Source organism: Allocoleopsis franciscana PCC 7113 (genome assembly GCF_000317515.1).
GTDB lineage: Bacteria > Cyanobacteriota > Cyanobacteriia > Cyanobacteriales > Coleofasciculaceae > Allocoleopsis > Allocoleopsis franciscana.
Map to the genome: position 1 here is coordinate 3,257,311 of NC_019738.1, position 24,331 is coordinate 3,281,641.

A 24,331-nucleotide genomic window follows, 5' to 3' on the forward strand; every position below is an offset into this window, starting at 1 on the left:
AATCATGGGAGATTGCCCCAGCTTCAATAAACCGATGCTCTAGAGAATTCGGATAGGCTCTTAAATCAAGACTTTCAATAAAAGAGGAGCCGCACCAATCATTGAGGTTACAAACTCTTGAAGATCAAACTCTATCAAGTATTTGAAAGCATCAGCCAAGTCCCGTCCTCCTTCAATTAAGTTAAGGCTTTCATAGAATGCTGTTATATAATCTCCTTTTTTGACTGCTAGAACTGCATCAGCTAAGGATTGACCATCTGGGAAGTCAGCCAATTTAAAGGCAGTAGATAAAGCCTCTCCGTAGTTCTCTTTCTGTAGATTGCCAATAATTTTCACCCAATCCTGAGTATCAGCAAAGCTTCCTAAAGTCAAAACAGCAGATAGAGCATCAAGATATTTCCCTTCTTTAACAGCCCAAATGGAATCAACCCATTGCGTGACATCCTTAAAACCTAAATTGGACAATCCCAATTGAATCGCTTGACGGTCATTAGCTAGGTTTCCATCTTTCAAATCTTTAATCCAATTGCTCTGAATAACTTGTGGATCATTACCAGAGAGAGCTATGAGAATATCTGCGGCTTGATTAGGATTTCCGTCCCGAATAGCAACTGTAAGGTTAAGGAAAGCATCTGCCTTAGATTGATCAATACCAAGATTTGTAAATCCAACCAATTGGAGTCCAGTTTTCAGAGCTTCTTTGTAGTTTCCGTCGATAATATCCCATGCCATATTAACAAAGGAATTGGCATTATTAAAACCGACTTTAGTCAGAGCAGCATTAATGGCAGTTTCCCAATTATTATCTACTGCCATTGACCAAGCTACAGTGACGAAAAGATCGGCTACTGTTTTTTGCATCCCAAGATTTTCAAGAGATGCTGAAATAGCCCCTTGATAATCTGGCTCTTTAAGTTCCCAGAAAATATCAACCGCAAACTCTACCATGTTGGGAGTGATCACGTTTGATGCTCCATAGAAAGCTAGGGCTGAATTGATTGATTCTTCAAGAATTCCTTTTTCGTCCCCTTGAGCAGCTTTAATGACTCCATCTATCACACCTACAGCAGTACCCAGAACCGGAATCTTTTTCAATCCATCAACAATTACTTCAACGTCTCCCTTTAAGGCTGCTTCAACGGTATTAACAACGATTGAATTAGGAAGAGTGTATGGTAATAGAACAAGATCAACTACTTTTTGGTTGTCTTCGTAGAAATCTTTTAAGCTATCAGCAGTGCTATCAATAATTTGACCTGTAGAGTCGATCAGAGAGTTGCCTTTGTCGGAAATAGTATCAATAACGGCTGCTGCTCCTGGCACGGCTCCGAAAACAGCTTGAAAGAAAGGATTAATGATATTTTCTTTGACATAAGACTGTATAGCCAACCAATGAGCTCGAGCGTCACTAGCTCCAATCCCCTTAAGTGCACTATAGACTTCACTATAGCCACCCCCTAAAGAATAGGTTATGACAGCGATTCGGTAATCACTGACGGCATTTCCACTATTCCAAACAGCGATCGCTGCATCAACATAATTAAGATAATATCCGTTGTGTGTCACCCCCCATTTAACGGCATCACCAATGACTTCATTACTCATGCCAAGAGAGCGCAATGTCTGACCAATTGTTGATTGGTCTGCCCCCTCATCCCACAGTAGATCGGCAAGCTTTCTAGTATCAAATTTATATCCACTATTCCACAAAGCAATCGCTGCATCAATGTAATTAAGATTAGCTCCATTACTTTGCGTAACTCCCCATTTTACGCTATCAGCAATGGTTTCTAAGCTCAAGCCTAGATACTTCATTGCTTGACCAATTTGCTGTTGGCTTGCCCCCTCATCCCAAAGCAAATCTGCCAGCTTCCTATAGGTAAAGCCATAGCCGCTGTCCCAAATAGCTAGAGCTGCGTCAGTGTAATTAAGAGTATAAGTTCCATTACTATTCTTAACTCCCCATTTAACACTATCGGCAATAGTTTCTAGACTTAAACCTAGATACTTAAAAGCCTGACCAATTTTTTGCTGACTTGCTCCCTCATCCCAAAGCAAATCTGCAAGTTTTCTCGCATCAAAGCTATAGCCACTATTCCACAGAGCTATTGCTGTATCAATGTCATTCAGATTAGCTCCATTACTTTGGGTAATACCCCATTTTACGCTATCAGCAATATCTTCCAAACTCAAGCCAAGATATTTAAATGCCTGACCAATTTGCTTTTGGTTTGCTCCCTCATCCCAGAGTAGATCTGCCAGCTTTCTATACGTAAAACCATAACCGCTGCCCCAAATAGCACTAGCTACACTGTTCCAGTTAAGATTAGCTCCATTACTTTGTGTAATACCCCATTTGATGCTATCAGCAATGTCTTCTAAGCTTAAACCAAGGTACTTAAAAGCTTGACCAACTTGTTGTTGAGTTGCTCCTTCATCCCACAGTAAGTCTGCCAGCTTCCTATAGGTAAAGCCATAGCCACTATTCCAAATAGCTATCGCTACGTCAATGTAATTAAGTTTAGTTCCATCACTGTTTGTAACACCATTATCCATAGCATCAGCAATGGCTTCTAAACTCAGCCCCAAGTATTTCATCGCTTGACCAATTTGTTGTTGGCTTGCTCCTTCATCCCACAACAAGTCAGCTAATTTTCTTGAATCAATACTATGTCCGCTATTCCAGAGAGCTAGAGCTACATCAAAATAGTTGAGATTAGTGCCGTCAGTCTTGGTAACACCATCATCCATAGCGTCAGCAATGGTTTCTAGACTCAAGCCCAAATACTTCATTGCTTGACCAATGGCTTTTTGATCTCCTCCTTCATCCCAGAGTAAATCAGCAAGCTTTCTGGAGGTAAGACCATCAGCAGCATTATAGCCACTATTCCACAAAGCTATGGCTGCATCAGTGTAATTAGCATTAGTGCCATCAGCTTTGGTAATTCCCCATTTAACGCTATCAGCAATATCTTCCAGACTCAATCCAAGATACTTAAATGCTTGACCAACTTGTTGTTGACTTGCGCCTTCATCCCAAAGTAAATCGGCGAGTTTCCTGTATGTAAAGCCATAGCCACTATTCCATAAAGCTATGGCTACATCAGTGTAATTCAGTTTAGTTCCATCACTTTTGGTAACGCCATCATCCATAGCATCAGCGATAGTTTCTAAATCCCAATTAAAATACTTAAATATCTGACCAATCTGTTGTTGGCTTGCGCCTCCATCCCATAACAGATCGGCCAGCTTTCTTGTATCAAGCCCATGACCGCTATTCCAAACAGCTAAGGCAGCATCAATGTAGTTTAGATTAGTACCATCAATCTGTGTAATTCCCCATTTAACAGCATCAGCAATAGTTTCTAGGCTTAGATCCAAATACTCAAATGCTTGACCAATTTTTTCTTGGCTAGCACTATTATCCCAGAGTAAATCAGCAAGCTTTCTGGAGTTAAGACCATCAGCACCAGTGTAGCCACTATTCCACAAACCTTCAGCTACTTGATGGTAGTCAAGATTTGTGCCATCAGCCTTTGTAATACCCCATTTAAGGCTATCGGCAATAGTTTCCAAACTTAAGCCAAGATACTTCATTGCCTGCCCAATCTCTATGGGATTAGCACCCTGATCCCAAAGTAAATCAGCAAGCTTCCTCGCATCAAGGCTATAGCCACTGTTCCAGAGAGCTATGGCTACGTCAATATCATTAGGCCCAGTTCCATCACTCTTTGTAACGCCCCGCTTAACGCTATCAGCGATTGTTTCTAAGCTCAACCCTAGATAGTTCATTGCCTGCCCAATTTGTTGCTGGCTGGCCCCTTCATCCCAGAGTAAATCTGCTAGTTTCCTTGCATCAATACTATGCCCGCTATTCCACAGACCTACTGCGACGCTCGTGTAGTTAAGAGCTGTCCCATCACTCTTGGTAACTCCATACTTCATGTCACTCGCAATCTCTGCTAAGTTGCGACCAATTCCATAATTCAGAGCCTGAGCTATTTCAGTTTCCGTCGCCCCTTCATCCCAAAGCAAGTCAGCGAGGACTTTTGTATCAATACTATGTCCGCTATTCCACAAACCAATGGCTACGTCTGTGTAGTTTAGCTTAGTGCCATCACTCTTCGTAACACCATCATCAAGTGCATCGGCGATTGTTGGTAAATCAAAGCCAAGATTTTTTAGATTGACTCCAATTTGGCTTACTGTCGCCCCTGTATCCCAGAGCAAGTCAGCAAGTTCCCTTGGATCTATATCATCAGACTGTTCGACAGCAATTGCCTGATTGTCAATAGTAACGAAGCTATGGTCATTCTCTTGATGAATCAGTAACTTCTCTGCATTACTTAGAGGAAGTCCCATCAAAGTTACGGCGAATAATGCTCCCTCATCTCCAGGTGTATCACTCCCTGGATTGATAAGGGTATCCACAAAGTGTCCAATCTCTTCTAATAAGACGCCAGTAGCACCCGTGAGAAGATCGGGATTGCTTGAACCTTGGACAAGATAATCTGAAGACAAATAAATTGTGCGGGTCACTTCAGAAAAAGCGCCATTCGCACCGTTCATCAAATTGCTTGACAGAATCTCAATAGTCGGCAACTGGCTGAAGTCACCCGATGCCCAACTCTCTGACAATGCTTGCAGGCTACTTAAATCTCCACTTCCATTAAAGACTGGCGCTATCGTAGGAAAAAAATTGTCACTTTTCGAGGCAGCCATGAGGTAGCTGTAAGCGCTTTGCACAGCTACTTCAAGAATGTTTGTACCAGAGAACTGTAGGCTTTCCTGACTCTCCATGTTGTTTTCCTGAGTAAGAGGTTTTCACTTTTGGTCTGATTCTTCTGAATGGCGGCAAACACCTCAGTCACTGACTGAACCTATTCCCCTTCACTGAAACATAAAAACTCAAATTGACTGCATAAATAGCCGTGTTAGTCAAGCTTGTTTCTGCCCAAATTCTGGACAGCAGGCTCTCTTAACATCGCTCATCTGCGTGAGAAACGATTCAAGTTCGAGATGATTGTTGGTTATAGATGCTACCTGTGAGAAATATTTGCAACCTTTTGCGATCGCTCTACCGGACTCCAGAATCTCTGAAACCAGTAACGTTGAGGTTGGTAAGGCGATGCCCCCTTTCTTCCCTATAAGCACAACTGCGATCTGCCTTTGGCGGCAGCGCTACGCTATCGCCCTTTCCCAAGGGGTTACCCTTCGTGATTGCTACACTCTAACCACCCAAGCCCATCGGTGAGAGTCGGTAAAAGTCAGCAGAAGATGTAAAGAAGTCCTAAAAAAGTCAGACAAAAGTCAGATCTATGAAAAAATTCATTCTAATGGATGATGCGAGATAGCTGGAGGTAGAACTCAGGAGCTTCTTTTCAGGTTGAACTCCACTTGTCTTTGCTAAATCTCCTGGGAAAAGTACAGCAGGTGTAGAAGGCTCTCAGCCCTACCCCTACAGGCATTTCATAGCTTCTAAACAAAGCACAGCCATCTCCCGTGATGACATTCCTGATCGCCACTGCTCAAAACCAATACGCAACAATGACATTAGAAGAAGCACTAGAGCTTGTAGAGAAAGCCCTAGATAAAGGATGCTTGAATAAAGTTCAGGAACTTGTGTTCCGTGAATCTTGGCAAGGACAGTCTTACGAAGACATTGCCAAAGCCTCTAGTTATGACCCTGGTTACGTCAAAGATGTTGGTTCTAAATTGTGGCAGTCGCTTTCACTCGCCTTGGGTGAAAAAGTCACGAAACATAGCGTTCAAAAGGTTTTGCAGCGAGCAGCCAAGCAAAGAAATCAACAATTAGAACAGTCGCTCCCTTGCGATCCCGCCACTATAACTCAACAAGACTGGGGAGAGGCGATCGATGTTTCCGTTTTCTACGGACGCAACCACGAACTCGCGCTACTCGAACAATGGCTTCTATGCGATCGCTGCCGACTCGTAGCCATTCTGGGTATGGGCGGCATGGGGAAAACAGCCCTCTCCGTGAAGCTAGGAGAACAGGTTCAGCATCAGTTTGAGTTTTTGTTCTGGCGATCGCTCTCTTCTGCTCCTCCCTTTGAAGAGCTTGCAACCGAGTTGGTTCAGTTCCTCTCCAATCAGCAAGAACTCCAGCTACCTGAGACATTAGAGGGAAAAACAGCACGCCTGTTGCACTATCTTCGCTCCTCCCGCTGTCTTCTCATCTTGGACAACTTCGAGTCCGTTCTTCAAGGTGGCAGCCAGACTGGACAATACCTCAAGGACTACGAAGGGTACGGACACCTGTTGAAGTCTATAGGAGAAGTGCGCCACCAAAGCAGCGTCATCCTAACCAGTCGAGAAAAACCGAAGGAGATTGGATTTCTAGAAGGGGTGACGCTGCCGGTGCGATCGCTTCAACTACAAGGACTGACACCCGTAGAAGGACAGCCCATCTTTACAGATAAAGGCTGTTTTAGTAGCGATCGCCAGGAATGGCTGGAAATATTTGAACACTATGCAGGCAATCCCCTAGCCTTAAAAATGGTTGCCTCAGGGGTACAAGAACTATTTGATGGCGATGTAGAGGAGTTACTTCCGTATATAAGGCAGGGGAAGGTTGGGTTTGCAGACATCAACGAACTGCTAGAGCGACAGTTCGATCGTTTGTCAGAAGCAGAGCAACAAGTGATGAACTGGTTAGCCGTGAATCGAGAGCCAGTTTCACTGCCAGAACTAGAAACAGATGTCGTATCAGAGGTAATTACCAAGCAATTACTAGGGGCATTGCGATCGCTGACTCAGCGTTCCTTAGTAGAACGCACTGAGAAACGCTGGTCATTGCAACCCGTAGTCATGGAGTACGCAACCACCCGATTCATCACAGCGGCCTGTGAAGATATTATTGACCAGCTACAGGAATTTTTAAAGGACTACGCCTTAATTAAAGCTCAGAGTAAGGACTACATTAGGCAAACACAGATTCGTCTCATCCTACAGCCAGTCATCGACACTTTGTTGCTATCTCTAGGCAGCTACAACAAAATTCAACAGCAACTCAAAGTAATTGCAAGCCAGTTGAGAGTAGAGGCTCCCCTGCAACCTGGATATGTAGGAGGTAATATTCTCAATCTGCTGGTGCAAATGCCAATTGACTTAAGCGGTTATGATTTCTCCTACTTAACCATCTGTCAGGCATATCTGCAAGATGTCAGTTTATACGATGTCAATTTTTCTCATTGCCATTTTTCTAAATCGGTGTTTGCCCAATCCTTTGGCGGAGTTTTAGCGATCGCTTTTAGTCCCGATGGTCAACTTTTCGCAACAGGCAACGCCAACTTTGAAATTCATCTGTGGCGAGTTAGTGATCGCCAGCGCTTGCTAACCTTACAAGGACATACAGGTTGGGTTCGCAAGGTTGCATTTAGTCCAGATGGTCAGACTCTCGTCAGTTCTAGTGAAGATGGAACGATTAAACTTTGGAATTTGCCTTCAGGGGAATACCAATCCACGCTGTGTGAATCTACCGATAGCGTGTATGGAGTTACTTTCAGTCCCGATGGACAGTTACTCGCCAATGGTAGCAAAGACTGCATGATTAGGATTTGGGATGCAGTTAATGGCAATTGCTTGCAAGTTCTACAAGGGCATACGGGTGCGATTCTATGTGTTCATTTCAGTCCTGATGGAAAGTACCTCGCCAGCTGCGGCTTCGACAACACGATCCGAATTTGGGATTGGGAGACAAGAGAGTGTTTGCAAACGATTACAGCCCATAAAAATTGGGTCGGATCGGTTCAGTTTAGTCCTGATGGAGAACGATTAGTCAGTGCTAGCTGCGATCGCACGATCAGAATTTGGCGTCTTGCAGATGGGAAATGTCTTTGTGTCCTCAAAGGTCATAGTCAATGGATTTGGAAAGCGTTTTGGAGTCCTGACGGTAGGCAAGTTGCCAGTTGTTCAGAAGACCAAACGATTAGAATTTGGGATGTCGAAACTCGTACTTGTCTCCATACCCTTCAAGGACATAGTAGTAGAGTTTGGGGCATATCCTTCAGTCCAAACGGTCAAACCCTAGCCAGTTGCAGTGAAGACCAAACGATTCGGTTATGGCAAGTCAGTAACGGTCACTGCATTGCTAATATTCAGGGTTATACCAATTGGGTTAAAACAGTCGCTTTCAGTCCAAATAGTCAGGCGATCTCAACTGGACACAAAGACCGAACCCTACGAGTCTGGGATGCGAATAGTGGGACGTGTCTTCGGGAGATCAAGGCACACACCAGAGGTTTACCAGCCGTCGCTTTCCATCCCAATGGCGAAATTCTTGCCAGTGGTAGTGAGGATACAACCATCAAAATCTGGAGTCTTGTTGATAGTAGTTGCATTCATGTCCTTAAAGAACACAGAAATGAAGTTTGGTCGCTCAGCTTCAGCCCGGATGGAACGACTCTCGCCAGCAGCAGTTTTGACCACACCATCAAGCTTTGGGATGTGAGTACAGGTAAGTGTCTGCAAACACTAGAGGGGCATCGCGATCGCGTAGGGGCAGTCAGCTATAATCCTCAAGGAACAATATTAGCAAGTGGCAGTGAAGACAACACGATTAAACTGTGGGATATCCATCGCGGTGAGTGCATCCAAACCTTAAAAGAACACTCAGCTAGAGTCGGTGCGATCGCGTTTAATCCAGATAGTCAACTACTCGCGAGTGCCAGTTCGGATCAAACACTCAAAATTTGGGACGTCACAGCAGGCAAGTGTATTCGCACTCTAGAGGGACATACGGGTTGGGTCATGTCGGTTGCATTCTACCCAGATGGGCGGAAGATTGCCAGTGGTAGCTGCGACCAAACGATCAAAATCTGGGATATTTTCGAGGGAATTTGCCTGAATACCTTGAAAGGACATACTAATTGGATTTGGACAGTTGCCATGAGTCCTGATGGTTTAAAGCTTGCCTCCGCTAGTGAAGATGAAACCATCCGGATTTGGAGTACGCAAACACAGACTAGCCTTGCAACACTGAGAGCCAGAAGACCTTATGAGGGCATGAGATTAGAAGGTGCTACAGGTTTGACTCCAGCTCAGAGAACCATGCTAACAGTCTTAGGCGCAGTTGAAGAGTTCTAAATGCAAATAACCATGATTTTTAGCAATCTCAACGTAAGTAACCTAGTCAAGTGGTGGGGTGCGTTAGGTGTGGCAACGAGCTTTGGAATGCTTGAACAAATTGAGTTTTGCGCCGTAATCTACCAGCTTAGTACTATGTTAGGTTGCAGACGACCTGATGCATTGCTGGTGAGCGATCGCATAAACCACTCTCTCCTGTCGAGCAAATGATATGGGTGCAGCTACCAAATTTACACTACAACATTCAGTAAGCGATACTTAGAGTAGCCTTTTTTAGATCCGGTAGGTATGACCGAACTACTTGAAAAAGCGATCGCCCAATTGAAAACGCTGCCTGCTGACGAGCAAGATGCGATCGCAGCAATAATTCTGGAAGAACTTGAAGATGAAATCCGGTGGGATGCAGCATTTGCACGTTCCCATGATGCCCTTGCTAAACTTGCAGCCGAGGCAAGAGCAGAGTACCGTGCAGGTAAAACTCAAGAACTCGATCCAGAAACATTGTGAAGTCACGCACAACTGCTCAGTTCCGTAAAGCCTTCGCTAACTTACCGGAGCAGGTTCAGGCACAAACTCGCGAGGCATACCGCCAATTCAAGGAAGACCCCTGGCATCCAAGCTTGCGTTTTAAGCAAGTGCATCCGGAGTTACCCATTTACTCGGCTAGAATCAGCCGAAGCTATCGAGTAGTTGGTGAGCGAGATAGAGATACCATCGTTTGGTTTTGGGTTGGCTCACACACAGACTATGACAAGTTGCTATCTCAGTTGTAACGATGCGGTCTAATGAGGTAGGTTTCCGAAGTAACTTAACTCTGATTAGCAGAAGGATATGCAACGCTCCTGATGTAGCGTGGAGCAATAGAACAGCAAGTATTGTGAACTACCTGATGGATCGCTGATGAGCGATCGCATAGGCCATTCCTTCCGGTTGGATCAATGGTATGGGTGTATCTATAACTGACATCTTGTTCAATAACCAAAGAATAACTTCTAGACGCTTCTTAAATGACTAATCCAGATTCCCAAAACTACTACATTCCCAAATCAATTATTAAAACAATCCGCAAAGAACTAGATATTGCAGAACTGCAAATTCACCAACAGGAGAACCAGGACGCAGAACCTGTTCCTGTAGATAAACTCCCCGAAGATTTACAAGGCTACGCTTTTATTGTTGGGGCTTTATTTCAATCTGAAAACTGCTCTCAAGAAGATGGAACGCTACTGTATACAGGCGATGGCATGATTTACCGCCTAGGTTTTGAAAATGGCAAAGCAACACTTAAAACGAGAATTGCCAAAACGCCTTGTTATTATGCCGACTATCCAACGCAATTCTATTTATTCCATAAAGCGACAAAACATAAAGCACAGTTCGCGAGAAACAATTCACTTTTTTCTTTTATTAGTGCCTTTCGGAATGGAGGTCAGAGTCGATATAGCCTTATTTTAGGTGGCAGAAATCAATTAAATACCGCATTTTTACAAACCAGAGAGCATCTGTTAGTTACGATTGATGCAGGTCGTCCTTATATCGTCGATCCCGACAGCTTAGAACTTATAGAACCCATAGGTTCCACCAATGATTGGAAAGGGATTTTCCCTGTGATGGCTAAGCTTTTCCAAAATAATATGTTTGATGTCTATGCTAATTCAGCACACCCTGTTGCTGATTTGAGTCATTCAGACGGACGCCCCGATGAACTTTTTACCACCAATTACTCTACTGGATATAACGGAAAGTATAAAAAGTGTGTTAATCGTATCTTAGATATTCTCAGTGTCAACCTCAAAAGCTTATTCAAAGATAAAAAGTTCGGGCAGGAAGAGTTCGGACGTTTCACCTACTTACTTCGCTATCAATTTGGCGACAAAGAAGCAGGAATAGAACCAAAAATGAAGTCTTGGCGAATGGTCTTACCCGATGGTAAGCCTGTTTTGGTCGAACAATCTCTTCATCAGATTGCCTTGACAGAAAAGTATTTAATTCTGTCTGATATTAACTTCAGAATGGAATTTTCTCAAATATTCTCCCCTTTCACTTTTGGTTTTCTGCGATTACCTCTCTTTAGTCCAAAGATATTTGATTGTTTAAAAATTTGGATTTATTCAGTCTTCCTCAGCCAATGTAAGCCCCTGCCTTATGGAACTTTGTACATTGTCAAACGGCAAGATTTAGAGGAAAACCCGGAAGCCGCAGAAGTTACGGTTAAGAAGGTTATTATTCCCATTGAAATTTCTCATTTTGCCGCAGATTATGCGAATCCCAATAACCAAATCACCGTTCATATCGGTCATAGTAACTGTTGGGATGTAACTGAGGGAATTAGTCGCTACGACAAACCTGTACCTGGAAAATCATTGCGGCATGATTTGGAAGGGATGATGTCAGGTACAACAGATTTGGGTTCTCTCGGACGCTATGTTATTGATGGGGAAACGGGAGAAATCGAAAGTACTGAATTACTTCCTGACCCTGAATCAACTTGGTCACTGTCAGTTTACACTCATCGAGACCTTAGCCGTGACTGCAAAGAGTCATCTTCCCGAACAATCAAAAATATTTATTGGATGTCTTGGGGATTCACTTGGGAGTTAATTCCGCAGCGAATTTACGAGGCTTACAAAGCCGATAAAAATCGGATTTTGGCTATTGAAGATTTGGAAAAACAAGATCACAAACCCGTAACCTTACTCCGTCTCAACACAGAAACAATGGAAATTGTTGACCGTTTCCATTTTCCCGATCGCCATTTTGCTTGCTCACCTCAATTCATCCCCAGTTCTCTACCTTGTCCAGAGGGAAAAGATGAGTCAACCCATGGTTATATCGTGTGTATTGTTTTAACAGATAATCCGGAGCAACCTGATCAATGCCAAGATGAGTTTTGGATCTTCCACGCAGATGACTTCAACAACAAACCCATCTATCGATTGAGCGCTCCTGCCACTAAAAAACCTCTGAATTTAGCACTAGCCCTGCATTCAATTTGGCTACGCGATTTGCATCAGGGACGACAGTACTCAGAGGAGGAACGACGCCAAAAACGAGAGGCTTCTATCCAGCTCGACTATGACCATTTATTGATGAAAAAGAAATCTCTAACGCTCCATAACTTATTTCACGACATCGTATATCCTAACTTTATTGACCAAACCCTAGAAGAGGAATTTGAGAAGGAACTTTTGAAATCTCCAACTGAGTTGTAGGTGGATTTAGATTAAATTTTCATGGCTTCAGAGGCTCTTTCTAATCCCCCTTCCCAAGGGGGATTTAGGAATATATCGATACATTTACACAGATTTAGAAACCCCTGTTCAGTAGATATGATAGTGCTACTCCAGCTTTGGATGTTGAGGGCGCTATGGATGCAGAACAGAAGTCAGACGCTTTACACGAACTCATTCTGAGCCATATCTCTGATGCCGTCTTCATCACAGATAGTAACGGAACATTTACCTTTGTTTGTTCCAATGCCAATGTAATATTTGGTTACTCCCGCCAAGAAATCCAGCAATTCGGCAACATTCGCCATCTTTTGGGAGAGAACCTATTCGAGATGCACCAACTCGAAAGCTGTGGGGAACTGCGAAATATTCAGCAGGAAATTACAGACAAGTTAGGTAAATCCCACCATTTGCTGGTGAATATCAAGCGTGTGTCTATCCAAGAGGGCGCAGTGCTTTACACCTGCCGCGATATCACCGAACACCAACAGGCTAAAGCCCGAATTAGCTTTCTCAATGCTCAACTCGAAGAACAAGTGAGCGATCGCACCGCTGAGTTACATCAGATTTATGCCCAATTCACCCAAGAAATTCAGGAACGTCAACGGGTAGAGGATGCCCTCCGGGAAAGCGAAGCACAATTCCGTCAGTTGGCAGAAAAAATCGAATCCGTTTTCTGGATGGTTAAACCTGATCTGAGCGAACTCCTCTATGTCAGTCCGATGTACGAGCAAATTTGGGGACGTAGCTGCGAGAGTTTTTACCAAAATCCTTATTCTTGGTTTGAAACCATGCATCCCGAAGATCGTGAACGGATACGTGCCAATGCTGAACAAGCGGCTCTATCGGACTATCACCAAGCCGAACTAGAAATAGAGTATCGAATTGTGCGACCCGATGGCAGTATTCGTTGGATACGTGCTCGTGCTTTTCCCATCCGCGACGACGCTGGAACTGTCTATCGCGTGGCGGGTATCAGCGACGATATCACAGAACGCAAGCAAGCCGAAATAGATCGCGATCGGCAAACGGCGCAACGTCAGCAAGTGGAATTGCAGCTCAAAGAAAGCGAATTACGACTGAATACCATTGTCAATAGTACCTCCGATGGCATCCTAATTATTGATAAACAGGGAATTGTGCGCTTTGCTAACCCATCTGCCGCCAAGCTGTTTGGCAGAACCCTAGAACATTTGATGAACTATGATTTCGGAGAGCCGGTTTTGGTCGGTGACGTAGCGGAGTTGAGCATTATTCGCTCTGGCGGGGAAATCGGGATTGGGGAAATGAGCGTTGCCCAAACCGAATGGCAAGGGAACCCCGTCTATATTGTCTCGTTACGGGATATCACCGAGCGGCGACAAGCGGAGGAGGCGCTGCGAGAAAGTGAAGAGCGGTTTCGTCAGTTAGCCGACAATATTGAAACGGTGTTTTGGCTGTTTAACCCCTATACAGAGGAGCTACTTTACATCAGTCCAGCCTATGAAACTCTTTGGGGACGCACTTGTGAGAGTGCTTACGCCACTGCGTCCAACTGGGTGAATACCCTTTATCCCGAAGATCGGGAAATTGCGTCTGCATCTTTCGCTCAACAATTACAGGGACACTCAACCCATGTAGAGTATCGGATTATTCGCCCGGATGGTCAAATCCGCTGGATTTTGGCTCGTACCTTTCCCATTAAAAACGAACGGCATGAAGTCTACCGAATTGCCGGAATTGCCGAGGATATCACCGATCGCAAACAGGCTCAAGAGGCACTACGCCAGAGTGAGGAACGTTTCCGTGCCATCTTTGAAAATGCAGGAATAGGGATTGCGGTGGTTGGCACCGACCTCAAACTCGTGCAGACGAATCCATTCTTTCAACAATTCATTGGATATAATTCACAAGAATTGGCAAGCCTAGACTACACCGATATCACTTATATAGAGGATTCGCTGATTGAGCAAGCTCTAGCGCAAGAGTGTATGGCTGGAATCCGTAACGGTTATTGCATCGAGAAACGATTTATCCGTAAAGATGGGGAAATCATCTGGGGAAACCTCACCGTTTCTATCATTTGGGATACCGCTGGACAGTTTCAGTTTGCCGTGGGTCTGATTGAAGATATCACAGAGCGCAAACAAGTCGAGGCACAATTACAACAATACCGCGATCGCCTAGAAGAGTTGGTCGAACAGCGCACCGCCCAACTGCAACAGGAAATCATTGAACGCCAACGAGCTGAGTCAGCCATTCATTTTCAGGCACGTCTCTTAGATGTCGTTGAACATGCTATCATTGCCACGGATTTGTCCGGAGTGATTATTTATTGGAACCGATTTGCCGAACAGCTCTATGGCTGGTCAGCAACAGAAGCGATCGGATGTAATATCTTAGAAATTACCCCCTCTGAGGCATCTCAAGAGCAAGCCACTGAAATTATGTCCTGCTTGAGTCGGGGGGAAAGTTGGTCTGGAGAATTTTGGGTTCAGCGTCGAGATGGTACACTCTTCCCCGCCTTAGTGACAGACTCGCCAATTTATGATGAAACGGGTTCGTTAATCGGACTCGTTGGCATTTCCTTTGATCTCACCGAGCGTAAACAGGCTGAAGAGGCGCTGCAAAAGGCCAATGCTGAACTAGGGATTAGGGTAGAAGAGCGAACCAGAGATTTAGGGAGTGCCATCGAGCGGTTGCAGCAAGAGATTGTGCGGCGTAAACAAGTCGAGGACGCCTTACGAGCCTCACAAGCTCGCTTTGCAGGTATCCTGGAAATTGCCAACGATGCGATTATTTCCATTGATGCCCATCAGCAGATTACCCTGTTCAATCAGGGAGCTGAAAAGATTTTTGGTTACACCCCTCAGGAGGTTTTAGGTCAACCCGTAAGCTTACTCATGCCCACACGTTATGCAGACACACATCGTCAAGATGTTGTCAACTTTGCCCAATCAGCGGGTGAAGCCAGAAGAATGAGAAACCGGCGGGAGATTTGGGGGCGTCGTAAAGATGGGTCAGAGTTTCCCGCTGAAGCCTCAATTTCCATGCTAGCCATGGGAGGTGAAAAAATATTTACTGCCATCCTGCGAGATATTAGTGAACGCAAACAAGCAGAGGAAGCGCTGCAACTGCAAATGAACCGGGAGCGGTTACTCGCGCAGATTTCTCAACACATCCGACAATCTTTAAATCTGGATCAAATTCTGAATACCACCGTTCATGAAGTGCGGCAACTGCTCCAATCCGACCGAGCTTTAATCTTCCGCATCGAACTCGATAAAATCGGTATTGTCACCCACGAATCTGTTTCTCCAGGTTGGAATTCCACCGTCGGGAACGAATATAAATATGAAGAATTTCCTGTAGATTGTTATCAAAGCTACTGTCAAGGCAAGGCGAGAATTATTACCGACATTACCCTCGATGAAACGGCCTCCTGTCTAATGAAAGACATGCAAGAATTGGGGGTAAAATCCCGACTTGCTGTTCCTATTTTGCACAGCCATGCTGGATTAGAGGCGAGGCAAAATTTAGCCTTAAATATGCAAAATTCTCCGTTGTGGGGACTGCTGATTATTCATCAGTGTAGCCATATTCGGTCTTGGCAATCGTGGGAAGTAAATCTACTTCAGCAATTAGCAACCCAAGTGGCGATCGCGATTCAGCAAGCTGAACTTTATCGTCAGTTAGAACTTGAACTCAATGAGCGCAAACAAGCTCAGGCTCAACTCCAACAAGCCAAAGAAGCAGCCGTTAGTGCAGCGGCGCAAAGCGCAGCCGCCAACCAGGCCAAAAGCGAATTTTTGGCTAACATGAGCCATGAACTCCGCACCCCCCTCAATACTATTTTGGGTTTCACCCAACTGATGAGCCATGAGCGAACATCCCTTGGGCATGAAACCCATTCCCTATCCCCCCAACAACAGGAATATCTAGGAATCATTAATCGTTCGGGTGAGCATTTACTGGCATTGATCAATGACATTTTGTCCATGTCTAAAATTGAGGCGGGTCGGCTCACCTTGGATGAAAATAGCTTCGACCTATATCGCCTACTCGATACCTTGGAAAAAATGTTTCAACTCAAGGCCATTAACCAGCACTTAAAGCTGATCTTTGAACGTACAGTGGATGTTCCTCAATATATTCATACCGATGAGAGTAAATTGCGCCAAGTTTTGATTAACCTATTGGGAAATGCGATTAAATTTACTCCATCAGGGCAGGTAATGCTGCGCGTCGTTAGAGAATTGCAGGCTGAATGCTGGGCGGTTGAACCTTCAAACTCATCTCCCCATCTGCAACCTGCAACTTTGCGGTTTGAAGTTGAAGACACTGGCACTGGGATTGCCCCCGAAGAGATTGATAGTTTATTTAATCCTTTTGTCCAGACTCAAACGGGAAGAAAATCTCAATCAGGGACGGGTTTGGGTTTAGCCATTAGCCAACGATTTGTGCGGATGATGGGAGGAGAGATTACAGTCAGTAGTGTTGTAGGGGGGGGGACAATTTTTAAATTTGATGTTCGAGTTAGCGTTGCCCCATCTGCCCAGATTTTTCCTCAACCGCTTAAGGCGCAGGTGATTGCCCTCGCACCTGACCAACCCAGGTATCGCATTCTAGTGGTTGAGGATCAGTTGACAAATCGCAAACTCTTAACGAATCTGCTAGAACCCCTAGGCTTTGAGGTGCGAGAAGCCCAGAATGGGCAAGAAGGGGTTGCCCTGTGGGAAAGTTGGAAACCTCACCTGATTTGGATGGATATCCGGATGCCTGTGATGGATGGGTATGAGGCAACCCAACAAATTAGAGCCAGGGAGAGACAACAGGCCGCACAGGGGTTGAATCATCTTTGTGGAGAATTGAGTTTCTCCTACTGGGCTACCGTGATTATTGCCATCACTGCCAGTGCTTTTGAAGAGGAACGCGAACGCTTTTTAACCGCTGGCTGTGACGATTTTGTCCTCAAGCCTTTCCGGGCGGAAATAATTTTCGAGAAAATATCACAACATCTGGGGGTGTGTTATCTATATGAACATAGAGATTCTACCTTCTCATCCCAGTCAGTCGTCCCCCAGCCGCCGCTAACACCAGAAGCCTTGGCTGTTATGCCCGCTGATTGGATCGTTCAACTCCATCAGGCAGCCAGAAGCCTTGATGCGGAACTCATGTATAAGCTCATCGCCCAAATTCCTGAGTCTCATCATTCATTAGCGATCGCTCTCACGGATTTGATCGATGACTTTCGCTTTGATCGAATGATGGAACTTACTCAACCCACTGCTCTGTGAATGAACTAAGCGCTGATCCTAGCTCAAAGTATATTTTAATTGTTGACGATCAACCCAATAACCTGCGTCTGTTATCTACCACGCTGATGGATGCCGGGTATAAAGTCAAGAGTGCGATCAGTTCTCAGATGGCTTTAATTGGACTGCAAACAGCCTTGCCTGAGCTGATTTTGCTCGACATCATGATGCCCGACATGAATGGATACCAGTTGTGTCAACAATTGAAAGCCAATACTCCTACCAAAGACATTCCGGTGATTTTCTTGAGCGCTTTGGATGATGAAGCCGATAAATTAAAAGCCTTCGAGTTGGGTGGAGTGGACTACATCACTAAACCCTTTAAAACTCAAGAAGTTTTAGCTCGTGTCAAGAATCAACTCACCCTCGTGCGCCAGCAGCAGAGAATTAACGAGCAAAATCTACAACTTTTGCAGCAAAATCTGCGCCTTGAGCAATTGAATATTGAACTCGTGCAAGCCAATACAGAACTGCTCCGCTCCAACAAAGACTTAGAAGAATTTGCCTATATTGCCGCCCATGACTTGCGATCGCCACTGCAAATTATCAAGGCATTTACCTATTTACTCAGCCAAAAATACCAAGGAGTTCTCGACGAAAAGGCTGAGCTATATATCACTCGCATTGTCGAGGCGGGGAATCGGATGGAGCGGCTAATTCAAGACTTGTTGAATTACTCACGAATTGGCACAAAGGCACTTGAAGTTGAACCGCTTGACTGTAATCAAATCCTCCAACAGGTTCTGACCAATTTGCAAACGGAGATCGAGTCTAGTGGTGCTGCAATCACCCACGAAGAACTACCAACCGTCGTGGGAAATGCTACCCAACTAACACAGTTGTTCCAAAACTTGATATGCAATGCGATTAAATTTCGCCGCCCGGAAGTCCCGCCTCAGGTGAAAATTTCCTTAGAGTACAAAGATTGTAGAGCAGGAATTGCCAGGGAAGTTGAGAATTCCGGCTCAACGGATATGGGAGGAGAACAAAATCCCCTGATGATGCCTGCTGAGCGCCAAACTTGTCAATACAATCGGGTTGGGGAATGGGTATTTGGAGTTCATGACAATGGCATTGGCATAAAACCTGAAGACTTTGAACGGATTTTTCTGGTATTCCAACGCTTACATACCTCGGAAGAGTACCCTGGTACGGGGATTGGTTTAGCCATCTGTAAAAAGATTGTTGAGCGACACGGAGGACACATCTGGGTAGAATCTGACCCTGATTTGGGGACAAGTTTTTACTTTACTTTATCGATAACACTCCTCCATGATTCGGAAACACCAAGAGCCTCAGAAAAGTAACTCAAATAAAATTGCTCTCGTTCTGAAGCTGTGATGCATGAACTGACATGAGGAGGACGGGCAGACTACCCAACTCATAATCAATCTCTGCCCTTGAAATCAGCAAGTTAGATAATTATTAACTGATTAAAAATATGATTCCCGCTCAACGCCTCTATTTACTCTTATTGCTCGGTATTGCGCTCACCATCGTTGTCGCCATCATTTTTGATTCACAAATCAGTATTTTCATTACCCTTCTATTCGATACCTTAGTGTTAGGCGTCGCCGTTTGGGATGGACTAGGAGTAAAACCTCACCGAGTGCAAGTCACGCGCCAACCTTTGCATCGGCTTTCCATCGGGCGGGATAATCCCGTTGTGCTTTCCGTACAATCGGGAAATCGGGGGGCGAAGATTCGCCTGCGAGATTACTATCCCTTGGAATTTGAGGTTTCTCAACCCCTATTAGAAGCCACTCTAGAACCGAACAGTTCTCAGGAACTCACCTATACCATTCACCCCGATAGTCGCGGGGAGTTTCAGTGGGGGGCGATTCAGCTGCGGCAACTGGGACGGTGGGGTTTGGCATGGCATGATTGGAAGATTCCAGCCAGTCAGAAAGTGGCAGTTTATCCCGATTTAGTCGGGTTGCGATCGCTCTCGATTCGTCTCACCTTAGAAAATACCGGCACCATGCGCCAAGCGCGACGATTGGGTGCAGGGACGGAATTTTCTGAACTCCGGGAATATGGGATTGGGGACGATACCCGTATGATTGATTGGAAAGCCACCGCCCGTCGTTCACGCCCCCTCATACGAGTCTTGGAACCAGAACGGGAGCAAACCCTGATTATTTTACTCGACCGGGGACGCCTGATGACGGCACAAGTGCAAGGGCTGAAGCGCTTCGACTGGGGCTTAAATGCCACGCTATCCCTGGCGTTGGCGGGATTACATCGAGGCGATCGGGTGGGAATTGGTGTTTTTGATCGCGAAGTCACCTCCTGGATTCCTCCGGAACGGGGTCAACATCAGCTATCGAAACTGATTGAACGCCTCACCCCGATTCAGCCTGTCTTACTTGAACCCGACTATGTGGGTGCTGTCACTAAGTTAGTCAATCAACAAACCCGCCGCGCCTTGGTTGTTCTGATTACAGATATTGTGGATGCCACCGCTTCGGTTGAACTGCTTTCCGCCCTCGGACGCCTCACGCCCCGCTACTTACCCTTTTGTGTGGCACTCCGCGATCCCCAAGTGGATCGGATCGCTCATACTCCCCTGAATCAAGAGGGGAAAAAAATCAAGAGGGGGGATGCAGATGCCAACCGCACAATTGCAGCCGCCTATACTCGTGCTGTAGCTCTCGATTTAATCACTCAGCGTCAGGTTGCGTTTGCCCAACTCAAGCAAAAAGGGGTTCTGGTTTTGGATGCACCCGCCAATCAGATTAGTGAACAACTGGTTGATCGGTATCTGCAACTCAAGGCTCGAAATTTGCTTTGACTTTCATCCGTTGGTCAATGTCCCACAGTTTTTTCCCCTAAAATCTGGTTGAACAAAATATCTTTTCTCATGTCTGAAAACCTTAACTCTCCTCCTTTGATACAGCCGCTCAGTATTGGCAACGTTGTGAATGTGACGATTAACCTGTATCGTGCCAATTTACAATTGTATTTAAAAGTGTCTTTACTCGCCTATTTATGGCTATTGGTTCCTGTCTATGGCTGGGCTAAATTTTTAGTAAATTCTGCACTGATTTCGCGTTTAGCCTTCTGTGAGTTAATGAGTCAAACGGAGAGTATTAAAGATGCTAGACGCTATATCAAACCTCGAACCTGGAGTTTTTTACTCGCCGCTATTTTACTTTCTGTCTTACTGTTGCTCACACTAATCATATCTTTCATTCTGACTGGCCTATTCTTAGCCATGACTCGCATGGAACAAGTAATGGCTTCCTTTGACCCAATTGCTGATGAAGTTTTTGTCAGAAATAATATTTTGAGTGCGATATTTTTCTTGATTATTTTATTGCTAATATTGTTAGTATTTTTAGCTTGTTTGTTTGCGCCGACACTGTGGCTTTATTCACGATTCTTTATTTCAGAAGTACCATTAGCTTCAGAAACCAACATTAATTTAATCACAACATTATGCCGGAGCTGGAAACTGACAAAAGGATATTTTTGGAAAATTCAAATAATAATTATTGTATCCTTTTTTTTGTTTTTACCCTTAGAAATATTACTTTATTTAGGGGTGGAATTAATCAATTTTACCACGTCTCGATTAATGGCAGATTTGATATCGTCGTATCCCCTAATGGATTCCATCTTAGTTGAGATGTTTTCCTGGGCAATCACTTTATTAAATGCTGTCATACTTCTACCTTTTTTCCAAGTCATAAAAGCTGTGATTTACTATAACTTACGCTTGCGTCGAGAGGGTTTGGGTTTGAGGTTACGCCCTAGCGTTCCATACGTTTCAACGGATATCACTTAGCCAAAGGAATCAGCAACCGAGTGGAGTAGCGGTACTCCTCGGAAGCTACTCGAAAAGCAAGTGGGTAAAATTGCAAATCCCCCCCCCACACCTGTAAAACTCGTTGGCAAATCTTCAGATTCAAGCTAGGGGGTGGCAGGGGCGCAGAGGAGGTAACGGCTTGGAGGCACTCATCTAACACCCCACTTTCAGCAATTAACAATTCTTGAAACGGACGGGAAGTTGGAGAGATCAGGGTGGTTTTGAACTGTGTACTAAAAGGACTGCACCAAAGGTTAATCCGACTACCGGGTTGAGCATGAATGCAGAAGGTGACTAACAATTCAAACAGGATGCATTCCAGTTTGAGCCGATCGCCATAAATGCTCTTGTTGGCTGAGTTATAAACTTGTAAACCAAGCTGGTGCTGCTTGTATAACGGTTCAACACGACGGAGCGATCGCTTTAGAAGATTGGCCAGGGGTATGGCACGCGGTTTGACGGTTAGTTGCCATTGCTCGTCCTGGAGGACTGGCCTGAGCAACGCCAAAGCTTGTTCCATCTGATGCAGGAGTTGTTTTCGCCGCATCTGTTGTAATGATGCACTCCCAGGCATTGCCCCTTGTGCATGACCTTGACCCGCCTCCTGTGGTTGGGCATCCTGACCTTCTTCCGTACTAGGCGGTGGCAGCCTCTGAGCGTCCAATTCCAGCAAGGCACTCACACTCTCACGCACAGACTGCTGAAGCATATCCAAACACCGATGCTTATACCAGTTCAGCGTTTGTAAATCTTCTACCCCTTGGGTGTACTGCGTCAGAGTGTATTGGTAATGGCGAAGCCAGGTAAACTGTTGGGTGAGAATTTCTAGAGCACTCAGCAGATGGGTGGGCCACTGCCGTTCCTCCTGATCGGCGAACAGGACAATCCCGGTCGTTGGTGTAGCATCGGCGTGCAACGGGATCGCCAACAACTGACCAATGGCAGGACTATTGAGCCAGTTGCGGGTAAATGCCGTCAGTTCAGTCACACTACAACAGAGGAAATGACGAGCCGCTAAGGTATCTTGGATTAAGCGATCGCTGGTGATGGGGATCGCCAGATCTGGAGGCAGGGCAAAAGCGGGATCAGCCACAACCGTTGCGGCAATCGTGCCCCATTCACTGCCCGGTATCCAAGTGATTAAAGCCGCCAGAGGGCATTCCAAAAGATTCGCTAAATAATTTAACCCAATGCGCTCTAATTGGATCGGGTCTTGGGGGGCTTGGAAGAGAGTGGATAATCCGACTTGCAGCGTCTCTTGGGCAAGCAACGACTTTTTAGCGCTTTCGGTATAATTACCCAGCAAGAGCAAAAGATTCAGTTGTTGGGCGACAATACTCACCAAAGAGCGCTGTGTGGGGTTCCAAGTGCGGGGCTTGCGATCCGCAATCACCAGTAACGGAGAACCCTTGGCTGGGTTGAGCGAGTTGTAATGGCTGGACTTGGATGTCTGACAAATCAGAAGTGAGCGCACACCCACAAGCTGAAAGGCTTCCCGCCATGGGCGCAGTCGCCAATCCAAATCCAAGTCTTCAATGAATACGGCCTCAGCGTTATTGAACAACCACTGTCGATCTTCGGGAGAAACAGCCGCAAAGGGAGAGGCGAGAGGACGGCGATTTAAAGGTTGTGTCCCAAAGACCAAAGTAAACTCACCCCTTTCTTCTTCTTGCAGGACTAAAAAGCGATCGGCATCTAGGCGGGTACACAGCAGCTTCGCGCACTCCTTGAGCGCCGTATTCAGGTCAAGGCTGCGAGCAATGGCTTGGGCAATTTCGGCGGCAAACTGGGCGTTGTTTTGAGTTTCTTGCAGGGTGGTTTCGAGTTCCTCCGTTCCCACCACTAGCGTCACCAGTTGAGCGGCGGCGCGAACATATTTGAGTTCGGCCTCTTCCCAGATCCGAGCTTCGCTGTCTTCCACCGACAGAAAACCTAAGAGTTCTCCCTGTGCTTGAATGGGTGCTGCCAACAGAGAACGGGCGCGTAATCGTCCCAGTAAACGCTCGGTAATGTCAGATTTTAGCAGGCTGCGACCTGCACCAATCGTCACTAATTGACCAGCGGCAAGGGCTTGATAAAAGTCGTGAACTTCGGCTACCGTCAAACCAGGAGCATTGGTTCGGGAGCTTCCTAAGCGAGGAATGCGTTCTCGGTTGCCGACTCGCTGCCAAAAGTAGCGTTGTTCGGGTGAGTACCAGTAGAGATTGGTGCGGGTGGGGGTGATAAATTGTTGTGTCATCTTAATCAACGCCTCCAGACGAGGCACGACGGTAGACACTTGCATGAGTTCATCGAGGACTTGAAAGACAGCCTGTTCGGGACGTTTGATCGAAGAACGTTGCCAGTCCACTTCGATTTGATATAAGGCTGCGGCTAATCCGCCTAGGAGCAACGACAACTGAGCTTTTTCATCGGGTTGTGGGGAAACGCCCCACAGGTGTGATCCCAATAACACCACCCCAAAACATCGATCCTTGCAACGCAACGGGAACAGGAGCGTGCCCTGAATGTTAAACTCTTGAGCGGCTCGACGCCATTCTCCGGCACGGATTTCTTGGCGCAAGTCCGGGACGCCCACGGGTCGCTGCTGGATTACGACCTGCTCTAGGAGATCGCCGGGATTGAGGTTGAACCATTGCCTGAGAAATAGGGTTTCTCCATTGGGAGTGACACCGCCTTTGCCAAATAAGCGGTGTTCGAGACGGTCATAAAGACCAATCCAAATCAGGCCATAGTTAAACTCGTGGGTGAGGTAATCCAGGGTCGTCTCGATGAGAACGTCAGCATTCTCCTCTTCCCTTAAGGTCTGAAGGACTCGACCCAATGCAACGAGTTGGTCGTCGTTGTGGGGCTGTTGATTTTGCTGACTCATAATTTTCAAAACCCTTCAA

General features: G+C 45.6%; 10 protein-coding genes. 8 read left to right on the forward strand and 2 right to left on the reverse strand.

Annotated features, from left to right (window positions below):
- Positions 1–60: 60 nt before the first annotated feature.
- A complete protein-coding gene (locus MIC7113_RS13640; RefSeq protein WP_015182755.1) occupies positions 61–4,800 on the reverse strand; it encodes a hypothetical protein in 4,740 nt (1,579 codons plus the stop codon).
- A 747-nt stretch (positions 4,801–5,547) separates the two neighbouring features.
- On the opposite strand from MIC7113_RS13640, the gene MIC7113_RS13650 reads away from it, so the two are divergent.
- From MIC7113_RS13650 to MIC7113_RS13690, 8 genes are all read left to right on the forward strand, one after another.
- The gene (locus MIC7113_RS13650) at positions 5,548–9,105 is read left to right on the forward strand and encodes a WD40 domain-containing protein (protein WP_041780051.1); all 3,558 of its coding nucleotides are present in this window, start codon (positions 5,548–5,550) and stop codon (positions 9,103–9,105) included.
- A gap of 288 nt (positions 9,106–9,393) precedes the next feature.
- A complete protein-coding gene (locus MIC7113_RS13660; RefSeq protein ID WP_015182757.1) occupies positions 9,394–9,612 on the forward strand; it encodes a hypothetical protein in 219 nt (72 codons plus the stop codon).
- Complete coding sequence (locus MIC7113_RS13665) at positions 9,609–9,878, forward strand: type II toxin-antitoxin system RelE family toxin (RefSeq protein WP_015182758.1); 270 nt, start codon at positions 9,609–9,611, stop codon at positions 9,876–9,878. Before MIC7113_RS13660 ends, MIC7113_RS13665 begins: the two co-directional genes overlap by 4 nt.
- A gap of 234 nt (positions 9,879–10,112) precedes the next feature.
- Positions 10,113–12,317 carry a carotenoid oxygenase family protein gene (locus MIC7113_RS13670; protein ID WP_015182759.1) on the forward strand — a complete coding sequence of 735 codons (2,205 nt, stop codon included), beginning with the start codon at positions 10,113–10,115 and terminating at the stop codon, positions 12,315–12,317.
- 155 nt (positions 12,318–12,472) lie between these two features.
- Positions 12,473–17,611, forward strand: coding sequence for a PAS domain S-box protein (locus MIC7113_RS33345; RefSeq protein ID WP_015182760.1), 5,139 nt, complete (start codon positions 12,473–12,475; stop codon positions 17,609–17,611).
- Entirely contained in the window at positions 17,608–18,936 is a 1,329-nt protein-coding gene (locus MIC7113_RS13680; RefSeq protein ID WP_015182761.1) for a response regulator, read from the forward strand. Before MIC7113_RS33345 ends, MIC7113_RS13680 begins: the two co-directional genes overlap by 4 nt.
- A gap of 134 nt (positions 18,937–19,070) precedes the next feature.
- Complete coding sequence (locus tag MIC7113_RS13685; protein WP_015182762.1) at positions 19,071–20,423, forward strand: DUF58 domain-containing protein; 1,353 nt, start codon at positions 19,071–19,073, stop codon at positions 20,421–20,423.
- A gap of 69 nt (positions 20,424–20,492) precedes the next feature.
- The gene (locus MIC7113_RS13690; RefSeq protein ID WP_015182763.1) at positions 20,493–21,419 is read left to right on the forward strand and encodes a hypothetical protein; all 927 of its coding nucleotides are present in this window, start codon (positions 20,493–20,495) and stop codon (positions 21,417–21,419) included.
- On the opposite strand, the gene MIC7113_RS13695 is transcribed toward MIC7113_RS13690, so the two are convergent.
- Positions 21,412–24,312 (reverse strand): GAF domain-containing protein, encoded by a 2,901-nt coding sequence (locus tag MIC7113_RS13695; RefSeq protein ID WP_015182764.1) that lies wholly within the window; start codon positions 24,310–24,312, stop codon positions 21,412–21,414. The genes MIC7113_RS13690 and MIC7113_RS13695 overlap by 8 nt on opposite strands.
- Between the last annotated feature and the right edge of the window lie 19 nt (positions 24,313–24,331).